General features: G+C 49.1%; 12 protein-coding genes and 1 tRNA gene. 6 read left to right on the top strand and 7 right to left on the bottom strand.

All coding sequences use genetic code 11. The features are described 5' to 3' along the window. Nucleotides 1-167 precede the first annotated feature (167 nt). Nucleotides 168-1070 carry an ABC transporter ATP-binding protein gene (locus IQ260_RS19775; protein WP_228016281.1) on the bottom strand — a complete coding sequence of 301 codons (903 nt, stop codon included), beginning with the start codon at nucleotides 1068-1070 and terminating at the stop codon, nucleotides 168-170. A gap of 114 nt (nucleotides 1071-1184) precedes the next feature. On the opposite strand from IQ260_RS19775, the gene IQ260_RS19770 reads away from it, so the two are divergent. The 4 genes from IQ260_RS19770 to kaiC all read left to right on the top strand — a co-directional run bounded on the left by IQ260_RS19770 (nucleotide 1185) and on the right by kaiC (nucleotide 4284). Next, nucleotides 1185-1258, top strand: a tRNA-Arg gene (locus IQ260_RS19770). A 109-nt stretch (nucleotides 1259-1367) separates the two neighbouring features. Further along, on the top strand, nucleotides 1368-2222 hold the full coding sequence (locus IQ260_RS19765; RefSeq protein ID WP_228016280.1) for a circadian clock protein KaiA: 855 nt from the start codon (nucleotides 1368-1370) through the stop codon (nucleotides 2220-2222). A gap of 87 nt (nucleotides 2223-2309) precedes the next feature. Further along, the gene (gene kaiB, locus IQ260_RS19760) at nucleotides 2310-2612 is read left to right on the top strand and encodes a circadian clock protein KaiB (RefSeq protein ID WP_193994813.1); all 303 of its coding nucleotides are present in this window, start codon (nucleotides 2310-2312) and stop codon (nucleotides 2610-2612) included. 115 nt (nucleotides 2613-2727) lie between these two features. Next, nucleotides 2728-4284 carry a circadian clock protein KaiC gene (kaiC, locus tag IQ260_RS19755; RefSeq protein WP_193994812.1) on the top strand — a complete coding sequence of 519 codons (1557 nt, stop codon included), beginning with the start codon at nucleotides 2728-2730 and terminating at the stop codon, nucleotides 4282-4284. Between the two features lie 40 nt (nucleotides 4285-4324). Here the strand turns inward: kaiC and IQ260_RS19750 are convergent, their stop codons facing one another. Next, nucleotides 4325-5104: a hypothetical protein gene (locus IQ260_RS19750; RefSeq protein ID WP_193994811.1), complete on the bottom strand. Its 780-nt coding sequence runs from the start codon at nucleotides 5102-5104 to the stop codon at nucleotides 4325-4327. Between the two features lie 112 nt (nucleotides 5105-5216). On the opposite strand from IQ260_RS19750, the gene IQ260_RS19745 reads away from it, so the two are divergent. Beyond that, the gene (locus IQ260_RS19745; protein ID WP_193994810.1) at nucleotides 5217-5567 is read left to right on the top strand and encodes a c-type cytochrome; all 351 of its coding nucleotides are present in this window, start codon (nucleotides 5217-5219) and stop codon (nucleotides 5565-5567) included. A gap of 73 nt (nucleotides 5568-5640) precedes the next feature. After that, a complete protein-coding gene (locus IQ260_RS19740; protein WP_193994809.1) occupies nucleotides 5641-6561 on the top strand; it encodes an NAD(+) kinase in 921 nt (306 codons plus the stop codon). Between the two features lie 9 nt (nucleotides 6562-6570). Here IQ260_RS19740 and IQ260_RS19735 read toward each other — a convergent pair whose 3' ends face one another. The 5 genes from IQ260_RS19735 to yidC form a co-directional block, all read right to left on the bottom strand. Further along, complete coding sequence (locus tag IQ260_RS19735; RefSeq protein ID WP_193994808.1) at nucleotides 6571-7056, bottom strand: SH3 domain-containing protein; 486 nt, start codon at nucleotides 7054-7056, stop codon at nucleotides 6571-6573. Nucleotides 7057-7146: 90 nt separating this feature from the next. Then, nucleotides 7147-8658, bottom strand: a complete 1512-nt coding sequence (locus IQ260_RS19730) for an AAA family ATPase (RefSeq protein ID WP_193994807.1) — start codon at nucleotides 8656-8658, stop codon at nucleotides 7147-7149. A 20-nt stretch (nucleotides 8659-8678) separates the two neighbouring features. After that, complete coding sequence (locus tag IQ260_RS19725) at nucleotides 8679-9185, bottom strand: YceD family protein (protein WP_193994806.1); 507 nt, start codon at nucleotides 9183-9185, stop codon at nucleotides 8679-8681. A gap of 116 nt (nucleotides 9186-9301) precedes the next feature. Then, nucleotides 9302-9817, bottom strand: coding sequence for a Jag family protein (locus IQ260_RS19720; RefSeq protein WP_193994805.1), 516 nt, complete (start codon nucleotides 9815-9817; stop codon nucleotides 9302-9304). Nucleotides 9818-9871: 54 nt separating this feature from the next. Continuing rightward, nucleotides 9872-11155 carry a membrane protein insertase YidC gene (yidC, locus tag IQ260_RS19715; protein WP_193994804.1) on the bottom strand — a complete coding sequence of 428 codons (1284 nt, stop codon included), beginning with the start codon at nucleotides 11153-11155 and terminating at the stop codon, nucleotides 9872-9874. Nucleotides 11156-11273 lie beyond the last annotated feature (118 nt).

Genomic DNA, 11273 nt, shown 5'->3' with positions numbered 1-11273 from the left:
GATAGTTCTGTATAGAGAAAACTGCTAAAAAGTCAGTTTTATATAGGGTTAAGCTGCAAATGCAGTAGACATAAACGTTCTTGCGAACTAACTATAGATTATCCACCTCTGGGATCCATGCCCATAAACCCTGGGTAAATCTCGGTAAATATGCTTTGAAGAAAATCTTATGCCCGAGTGACCTCTAAGTAAATATGCTCCAACGTCACTGGGCTACGGGCAATCGAATCAATGGGAATACCCTCAAATTTAGCTAGTAGTGCCTGCAATTCCAGGGCCTCAGGCAGCCAAAATGCTAGATGGGTATCATAGCGACGCATCGTAAATCCATGGGCAGCCGCTCTGGCAATAGCCGCCGATTCATCCGTTGTTTGTAAGGTGACGACTTCCTGGGCCGGAATGTGGGACCGTAAATACGCCAAGCTGCCCTGAGTCAGTAATTTTCCCTGCTTTAAAAAACCAATGCGATCGCACAGCCGTTCTGCCTCATCAAGCAGATGCGTTGTTAGCAAAATCGTCACCCCTTCGCGCTTTAGCCCACGGATCAGCTCCCACACGTCATAGCGCGCTTCAATATCTAACCCTGTGGTGGGCTCATCCAAAACGACCAGCTTCGGCTGATGCACAATCGCCACCGCCAAACTTAAGCGTCGCTGCATACCTCCGCTCAAGGAGTTCACCACATGGTGGGCTCGGTCTTGCAGGTTTACCAGGCCTAGACAGGTACGGACGCGCTGCGATCGCAACGCCGGTGATAGCCCATAAATTTTTGCAAAAAATGACAAGTTTTCACTACAGGTGAGACTCTGATAGAGCAAATTTTGCTGGGGCATAATCCCTAGATAAGGCTTTGTCACATCTGACACCGGTTCCCCAGCAATCCGCACCTGTCCTGTATCAGGTCGCAGCAATCCGCTCAACACATTTATCGTCGTCGTCTTACCGGCTCCGTTAGGTCCCAACAGTCCATAGACCTCACCTGACGCTAGCGCCAAATTCAGATCTGATAGCGCTTGCCGCTCTCCAAAGGTTTTCGATAGGTGTTGAATATCAAGCACACAGCCAAACATCTATATAACTTCATGAGCCTATGCCATTCGCACCTAGGCCGTAAAGGCACAGACAGATATCAAGACAAGTGCTACTATTAAGCACGGTCCTTGGACTATCTATGTCAGACACCAGGGCATGTAGCTCAGTTGGATAGAGCACCAGATTCCGGTTCTGGCGGTCGGGGGTTCGAATCCCTCCATGCTCGTTTATTTCTCACCGAAACCAATAAAAACTGCTGTCACTCGCATCAATAAACAAAATATTGTTAAATAAGTGTAATAAATCATTAACATTGCGTCATACCCACCCAAACCTTGGCTGCACGTTTCCTCATTGGAATTTATACGGCTCAAGCCTCCATGGCTGAGTCCCTCAAGAAAACGCTAGCCCACAGTCCGTTTGCCATTAGTTGGAGCAAAACACAATCAGATTTTGTGCAATGGACTATCAGCAATCGTCACAGGATAGATTGTCTGGTTGTTCAACCCGCCCACGATGGATTAGAGCTTTTACACGAACTGCGGGAGCGAGATATTTTGCTGCCAATTGTATTGCTTACAGATCAAGATACAACGACTCCTCAAAATGATTACCACGCTGCCGTTATTCAACTCACCCCAGATCAACTGGATGCCATTGAAAATCAGGTGAGCGAAGCCATTAGCCAGTTTTTACAGCTGCCAGCTAATCATGGTACTCCTGCAGTTGATACGGAAGACGTCAAAACAGATGCCCGTGATAATCGGCTCTTTCTGCTGAGTCTACAGCAACAACGCTTGACTGAAAAATTACATGAACGCTTAGGTTATTTAGGCGTGTATTACAAGCGCAACTCTCAAAATTTTGTCCGCAACATGACCTTGGAGGAGCGTCATGAGTTTCTAGAGCAGCTCCGTCAGGACTATCGTCAAATTATTTTGACCTATTTTTCAGCGGACGATAAAATCCTCAACCAACGTATTGACGACTACGTTAATTTGGCATTTTTTGCCGATGTTTCTATTTCCAAGGTTGTTGAAATTCATATGGAGCTTATGGACAATTTCTCCAAGCAGCTCAATATGGAAGGCCGCAGCGAGGAGATCCTCCTGGACTATCGTCTAACGTTGATTGATGTATTAGCTCACTTATGTGAAATGTATCGTCGGTCTATTCCCCGTGAAGCCTAGACCTCATTGCAACTTTAGCCTCATACATATCTAGCTAGATCTGGGGCACTTGTGCTCTACAATCGCCACATTCTCAGGAGCCCTCTAATGGCCTATAAAAAAACCTACATATTAAAACTCTATGTTGCAGGCAATACGCCTAACTCCACCCGAGCACTCAAGATGCTCAATACAATTTTGGAAGAAGAATTTCAGGGTGTCTATGCCCTTAAAGTGATTGATGTCTTACAAAATCCACAGCTAGCCGAGGAAGACAAAATCCTAGCGACGCCCACTCTATCCAAGATTCTGCCACCACCGGTACGTAAAATCATCGGAGACCTATCTGACCGTGAGCGTGTCTTGATTGGCCTAGACTTGCTCTATGATGAACTCCGGGAAGACAATTAACTTACTCAGCAGAGAATCAAGCGTAGCGCTTGCCCTTGAAAGCTTAACCTGTTGAAATAATAATAATGATATTTTCTTTAGCCATATTTTTTTTAACAGGTCAATTTACTAAATCATGACTCAGTCTTCTCAAGGTGAGCTGCCCTCGAATAGTACCTTGGTGGGTGTCAAAAAAATTCGCACCATGATGGAAGGCTTTGACGATATCAGTCATGGTGGTCTTCCCGCTGGGCGTGCAACGTTGGTTAGTGGCACATCAGGGACAGGTAAAACATTGATGGCCGTGCAGTTCCTGTACAACGGCATCACTGATTTTGATGAGCCCGGTGTCTTTGTAACCTTTGAAGAGTCCCCTGATGACATTATTCAAAATGCTTGCAGTTTTGGCTGGGACTTACAGCAGCTTATTAGTGATGGCAAGCTATTTATCCTAGACGCATCTCCTGATCCTGAAGGTCAGGAAATCGTTGGCAATTTTGATCTTTCAGCACTGATCGAACGTATTCAATATGCTGTTCGTAAGTACAAGGCAAAGCGAGTATCGATTGATTCGGTCACTGCCGTTTTCCAGCAATACGATGCGGCCCAGGTGGTTCGTCGCGAAATTTTTCGGCTGGTTGCGCGTCTAAAGCAAATGGGCGTAACGACGCTAATGTCCACTGAACGCGTGGATGAATACGGTCCGGTGGCCCGCTTCGGCGTTGAAGAATTTGTTTCTGACAACGTGGTGATTGTGCGCAACGTGTTGGAGGGAGAGCGTCGCCGTCGCACGATTGAAATTTTGAAACTACGCGGGACGACTCACATGAAAGGAGAATATCCTTTCACCATCACTAACCATGGTATTAATATTTTCCCACTGGGAGCCATGCGTCTCACCCAGCGTTCATCCAATGTACGTGTATCCTCTGGTGTGACCACCCTTGATGAAATGTGCGGCGGTGGTTTCTTTAAAGATTCAATTATCCTGGCGACCGGAGCCACAGGTACGGGTAAAACTCTACTGGTCAGCAAGTTTATTGAAAACGGCTGTCAAGCAAAAGAGCGGTCTATCCTTTTTGCCTACGAGGAATCACGGGCACAGCTCTCGCGCAACGCTTACTCATGGGGCATTGATTTTGAGGAACTAGAACAAGCAGGTCTGCTCAAAATTATTTGTGCCTACCCTGAGTCAGCCGGTCTAGAAGACCATCTGCAGATCATAAAATCTGAAATTGCTGAGTTTAAGCCATCGCGAATTGCGATTGACTCGCTTTCAGCGTTAGATCGAGGTGTCAGTAATAATTCATTTCGCCAGTTTGTCATTGGTGTAACTGGCTATGCCAAGCAGGAGGAAATCACTGGTTTCTTCACCAATACAACCGAGCAGTTCATGGGCTCCCATTCGATTACGGACTCCCATATTTCCACTATCACAGACACCATTTTGATGCTGCAGTATGTGGAAATTCGGGGCGAAATGTCACGGGCACTCAACGTGTTTAAGATGCGGGGATCATGGCACGATAAGGCCATCCGTGAGTACACAATCAGTGCTAACGGTCCAGAGATCAAGGATTCTTTCCGCAATCTGGAACGGATTATCAGCGGCTCTCCCACACGGGTTTCTGTAGATGAGAAAAGTGAGCTGTCCCGTATTATTAAAGGCGTACAGCCCAATGACATAGATTAGCCAGTCAAGATTAGCGAGCGAAGATTGCGTGACTGTAATGTTAGGGTCTAGCACCGGTAATCACGAGCCGTTCGTCTATGACTTCAATGGCGTCTAGGGTAAAGCCTTGTTGAGTTAAGACAGCATTGAGCCGTTGTTCAATATCATGGGTCGACAGTCCTAGATGCCCAGCTACATCAGCTACAGGCAGCGTAAACTGGCCTAGTTTTAGTTTGAGATCTTGGTCTAGGTAAACTTGGCCATCTTGCACTTGAGGACGGGCAACAAGACCGATATAGATATCCCGTTCGGCCAGCATAGGTGCGGCACTGGTGAGTTGGGTGAGCGCTGTCTGTAGCTCGGTGGGCAATCCTTCTATAGGTATTTCTGAAAGGTTTAGCACAGCTCCCGTTTCGATGAGATCGCTATCTAGAGTTGTACTCAAAGACTGGGCATGGGCAAAAATTTGCGCCACCTGAGGCTGGCTTAGCAGGGCCTCATGCATCAGCTGAGTCAGCTGCAATTCATCCAACGCCACAGTAATCTGGCCATTCTCATCGATTCGAGTCAGATTAGATAGCTGCTCAGCGATGGGCGCTCTATCAGCAAGACTGTCTGGGCTAATGGCTAGACGGCTGGCCTCAAACTGTTCCTCAGACTGGGGGTTAGGCCCTTCATCAAAAGCCTCCGCTACGGCCCCTTCTGTTTGCGCAGCCTCTTGCACAGCCTCACTGCCGTCTGGGCTCGGCGCAGGTGTGATGCTGTACCAGCCATAGGCAAAGCTACCTCCGGCAACTGCCGCAAATACCATTAGGCCCATGAGTAAGGGAACTTTTTTCATAGCGTCATGGCCTCACATCGCAACCTACCCTTAGATCTTCCACAGTTTAGCGCTTTCATCCGCCCAGACAAGCTATCGTAAAATCTGTTAGGTCTATTCAAGCGGTCAGCCTATGCTCAGGTCTCTTTTCATTTGCTGTTTGGTCGTTAGTCTCTGGGTGAGTACCCCAGCTATCGTCTGGGCGGATAATCCCTCACCAGCTAGCCCTCCAGCCACTGAGCTGTTTGAAGTTCACTGTGCAGGCTGTCATCCCAATGGGGCAAACATCATTCGACGTGGCAAGAACCTTAAACAAAAGGCATTAAAGCGCCATGGCTATGACTCAGCGGCTGCGATCTCAACCCTAATCACCAACGGCAAAGGATTAATGAGCGCCTATGGCGATCGGCTCAGCCCAGAAGAAATTGACCGTTTAGCCAACTATGTGCTCGACCAAGCGGCCCTCAACTGGAAATCGTCCTAAGCGCACAGCCTGACAACGTATCTTCTCCAGGCTAAAGCTATAGTATTGCAACAGGCTCTTCCCCAATCTCGCCGTGCAGCTCAATCAAGTCATTATTGTCCACAAAGCAGGCAATCCCTACAGCAAAAGCTGGGCCGCAAAAGCTGCCAAACAATTAGAAAATCGTGGCGCTAAGGTAATGTTGGGTCCCAGCGGTCCCAAAGATAATCCCTATCCTGTCTTCCTGGCCTCGGCTCACCAACCCATTGATCTCGCTGTGGTCCTCGGCGGCGACGGTACAGCGCTCTCTGCTGCCAGACATTTGGCCCCCGAAAATATTCCGATTTTGGCCGTTAATATTGGCGGACACTTGGGATTTTTGACCGAATCATCCGATGAAATTGAGGACTTTGATGCCATCCTCGACCGCCTGCTCGAAGATCGCTATGCCGTACAGCAGCGCATGATGTTACAGGCCTGCCTGCATGAAGGTAATCGCACTAACCGTGAGCCCCTCAGCGAGATGTACTGGGCCCTCAATGAAATGTGCGTCAAACCCGCCTCCCCTGACCGCATGATCACCTCGATTTTAGAAATGGAAATTGATGGGGAAGTGGTGGACCAGTATCAAGGCGACGGCCTGTTGATTAGCACCCCCACGGGAACTACAGGCTATACGGTGGCCGCCAATGGCCCGATTGTACATCCTGGGATGGATGCCATTGTGGTCACGCCCATTTGTCCATTGAGCTTATCGAGTCGACCTGTGGTGATTCCAGCTGGCAGCGTGGTCAGCGTCTGGCCCCTGGCCGACCCGGCCATGACCACCAAGCTATGGATGGACGGGGTGATGGCAACAGCGATCTGGCCAGGGCAGCGGGTGGATATTTCCATGGCTGAGCACATGGCAAAATTTGTGCTGCTGCGTCAAAATCAGTCCTACTATCAAACCTTGCGCAACAAGCTACTCTGGGCTGGAGCCCGGATTAACTACACCAATAATCATCGCAACTAATCATCGCAACTACAGCTTTTGGGTATTTCCCTGCCCTTTAATCCAGCCTTCTGTGCCACTGCTGGTGCGAACCTTATACCAACGCCCCGATTCTTCTAAAACCTCGACGGTTTCATCGTAGTCAATGCCGCCGATGGTCTCGGAGTCCGCACCTGCACCTGTGCGCAGCAGTAAACCAGCACCGTAGGTAACAACGACCTCATATAGAGCATCCGGTGCCGCTTCTTCAGTTTCAGGCGGTGTTGCGTCGGCTGCCTGAGCAGGTGCGGCTGGTTTTTGCTCAGCCGTGTTTTCTGCAGTGCCTTCTGCAGCATCTGCGACCGGAGCATCGTTATCATACACAGGCCGTTCGGGCAGCGTTGACAGCTGTGTCAAAAAATAACGAGCTGTGGCCACTCCGGCTAGGGAAATAACGAACAGTGCGATCGCAACTCCCAAAACAAACTTGATCAGTCCAACTAAAAAGGCCTGGGGGTTAACTCGTTGGGATGCCATAGCTACTGTGAAAATCAGGGATACTCGCAGATCGTCCTACGGTTATACCTTATTTTCTGCAGAAAGTTATGGGCTCATCAAAAACGGACTTTACTCCAACCCCTTCATGCGATCGCTCAGCGTAGATTGGCGCGATGCTAGGCGAGCCTTACCTGAGGCCGCCCAAGCCTGGAGCGCATCCACCTGATCCTTAGCCGTGCGGGCTAACGGCACTAGCTGACTCGCTGCTTCTAAAATATCATCCACCGTAAAATCACGATTTTGACTAAAGCCAATGTGCATCGCTTCGATAATGGCCTGCTCGATCTCAGCGCCTGAGAAATCCGGAGTCTCGTAAGCCAGGCGACTGGTATCGTAACTCTTCACATTGTGGGGGCGCAATCGACTGAGATGGACATTAAAAATTGCATCTCGCTCAGGTTGACTCGGCAGACCCACAAAGAAAATTTCATCAAAACGGCCACGACGTAGCAGTTCTGGGGGTAATACCCCAATATTATTGGCCGTCGCCACTACAAACACAGGTGACGTTTTCTCTGATAGCCACGTGATAAATGTCCCAAACACACGGCTAGTTGTACCTGAGTCCCCACGCCCCTCAAATCCAGCAAATGCCTTATCAATTTCGTCGATCCACAGAATACAGGGAGCCAGTGCTTCCGCAAGCTGGATCATCTGCCGCGTACGCGATTCTGACTCACCCACCAGCCCCGCAAACAGACGACCCACATCTAGGCGCAACAGAGGCAAATGCCAATGATGTGCGATCGCCTTGGCCGTCAGCGACTTGCCTGTTCCCTGAATACCCACCAACATCAACCCTCGAGGATGGGGCAAACCATACTGGCGAGCACGTTCTGAAAATGAACCACCCCGCTTAATCAGCCAGTCCTTGAGATTATCAAGACCACCGATATCAGAAATCTTTTCAGTGGCAGGATAAAAATCTAGGATCTGTGTCTGACGAATCGTTTGACGCTTTTCTTCTAAAATCAGGTCAATGTCATTGGGGCTAAACGCACCATTGGCTGCAATCCCTCGGGCCAAAACCCGACGAATTCGCTCCATAGACAATCCCTGACAAGACCGAACTAGGCTATCCAGGGCTTTTGGCTCTGGCAAGGATCCCATCGCCCCCAGCAAAGCCCCGATCTCACTTCGAATCTCATCAACGGTAGGTAGGGGAAATTCTAATACCGTCAGCAGCTCACTGAGTTCATCCGGGATAGTCAGCTGAGCTGACAGGATAATGATATTTTTCGGTTGAGACTTTAATAGTCGAGCCAGATTACGCAGCTTACGCGAAACCGCAATATCATCTAGAAAACGATGAAAGTCACGCAGAATCAGGACGGCAGCCGCCGCAGAGGGTAGTTTTTCAACAAATTCTAAAGCCTGTAGCGGATTACGCCGAGCCACTCCCACATCGTTGGGATTACCCTGATAGCCATCAACAAAATCCCAAACATAAACCGCTCGATTACCGGTTGTAGCTGCAACTACCGAGATTGACTCCTCTGCACGCTCCTCTTCACGGGTTGGAATATAAACTAGCGGATACCGAGCCCGAATCAGCAGACCTAATTCCTCTTGAAATACCATAGACAACCCAACCTATAGGACTAATCGGACAGCTGCTGTTTTAAAGCAGATAGGGCAGCCCAACGCTGGTCGCCAACAGCGGAAACATCATCGCCACTGGCTACCGGATTAACAATTCCCTCACAGGATTGATCGCATAGCTGTCGCTGAGGTAGCGCTAAACATAGCTGTTCATAAAGCCACTCGGCGGGATCAAAGTGACCTTGGGGTGGCAACGTTTCGACCAGCTCATCAAGACCCACTTCCACCTCATCGGCATAGACGTCGGTTTGAGGTTCCTGCAGCCAGATAAACTCTGAGGTATCAACCTGAAGACGCGTATTGTAATTTTGCAAACAGCGATGACAGGTGAGCGTAGTAATGGTCTCAGCCTGAGCTGAAATATCCAAAAAGTTACCACGATGCTGCACCTGAATGCGACCTTTAACCGGGGTCAGAGTCTCTAGATCATTCAGGTAATCATCCATTTCTATGGTCCGAGTGTGCCCCGGATCTTTCAGCAAATGGGGAATATATATTCGCTGCATGGGCCGCTCTCTAGCCACTTTGAAGGGCAAAACTAATTCGAACTAGTACTAGGCTCCCATAGGAGCAGCAGAGGACTGGGAAAAAGTTACTAATCTCGCAATATTTACTGCGAGATTCACTCATCCTCAGCAGCGTCGCTCGTACCCAAGGCTCGAACCACCAATCGCCGATCCGGCTCTCGACCACGGCTAAAGGTTTCCAAATCACCGTAAGCTTTCAAAAACGTATGTACCTGACGACGTTCAGCCGAGGATAGATCAGCAACCTCGTGTTCACCACCGCTGGCTAACGCCGCTTCTGCTGCTTTAGCCGCAATCGCCTTAAGTTCATCCCGGCGCTGTTGCCGATAGCCTTGCAACTCAATGGTATAGGACTGCTGTTCCGCCGGGTCTTGACCAATGTTGAGAACGGTATTGGCTAAATACTGAATTGCATCTAAAACACGCCCCCGGTCACCCAGCAACCCGTCAATTTGAGCCTGTGTCAAAGAGGAGTCATCAATGGTCAGCCAAAAACTGCTATCGCCTAGCTCATCATCAATGTGCTCACCCGTCACATCAGTTTTAATACCTTGATGGCCTAATAACTGCGATAGCCAAAGAATCCCGCTTTTGTCTTGCTGCTCACCCATAAGTTACTCACACCTGCTCAGCGTCTTTCATGCCAACGACAAGTCTACCGAACCCTAACGTTTAGAGACCTTTTTTTTAGAGCCGCCGCCAGATTTCTTATTACCTTTAGAACGATTAGAACTAGCCTTACCACTGCTTTTAGCAGCCCTAGACTTAGTAGACCCCTTAGGCGCTGACTTTGTGCGATCGCTACTTTTCTCAGCAGTTTTTCTAGAACCCGGCTCAAAGGCTAGGGGGCCGCGGTCAGTGCTGGCAGTTTTTGCTTCCTGGGCATCTACCAGAGCTTGAATATTTTCCGGTAAGGGCTCCTTGGACAAGATAAATGACTGTGCTGTCTGGAAAACATTAGCCAGTACCATGTACAGCAGCACCCCCGCAGGCAAAGGGAAAAACAAGAACATCCCTGAGAACAAAATAGGGGTGAGCTTTGTAATCGTCTCTTGCTGAGGATTATCGCTGGAAGACTGGCCTGAGAGTAGCTGATTCACATACAGGCTGATCCCAAAGAACAGCACCATTCCCAGGATATCCCAGTGAATCTCACCCTCATCACCCATGGCCCCAATGCGGCCCAGCTCTTTAATAAACAAAAAGCCTTTATTTGCCGCCAGGCCTTTCAACTTAGCCTGCACCGTCACATCGCCAGGGGCCAGCGCGGTAATTTGGCCATTGGCATCGACTGTAATGAATTCTTGACCCTTGGTTACTTCCCACTGGGGGACAAATACAGATGGATCCTCGGCGAATTCCTTGGCCAGCTGCTGCACAGACTCACCGTCAGGCGTCTGTAATCGAATAGCGGCAGTATCCCCTACACCAATTCGATTACCGGCAGGCAGAACCGCAGATACCGGAAAATGCTCACCGTCCGCAATATACAGATTGGATGTCTTAGCAGAAAATGCTTGGGGCTGAACTTGCTCAATGGCGTCTTGGGGAACGATTTGCAGATTGACCGGATAGGTAATGTCGGCAAACGGCGATCCACGCAGCGTTGCAAATAATGCAAACAGAATCGGCATTTGCAAAACCACTGGAAAACAACCCGCCAGTGGATTACCAAACTCCTTGTAAACACCGCCCATCTCTTCTTGAAGTTTGGCCGGGTCATCTTTATAGCGTTCTTGGATTTCCTTGACCTTCTTCTGCATGAGAGGCTGGGTAATCTTCATGCGCCGCATGTTGCGAATCGATCCCGCATTCAGCGGATAGAGCGCAAAGCGAATAAGCAGAGTCAAGGCCACAATGGCCAGACCATAGCTAGGCACAATCCCATAGAAAAAATCTAGGATTGGCAGCATTATATTGTTCGTCAGAAATCCAATACCGAAATCCATGCGCGCTTACCGAGCAAATTGCATACCGAACTCTAATGTATCTGAATATTGCAGGTCTTAGGGCTATTCAGAGTAAAAAGGGTAAGTTATTTCACCCACATAAAGGCCCAGAGAGACG

It is taken from the genome of Leptolyngbya cf. ectocarpi LEGE 11479, assembly GCF_015207065.1.
Lineage (GTDB): Bacteria > Cyanobacteriota > Cyanobacteriia > Phormidesmidales > Phormidesmidaceae > Leptothoe > Leptothoe ectocarpi.
This window is presented reverse-complemented; position numbering and strand designations above follow the sequence as displayed.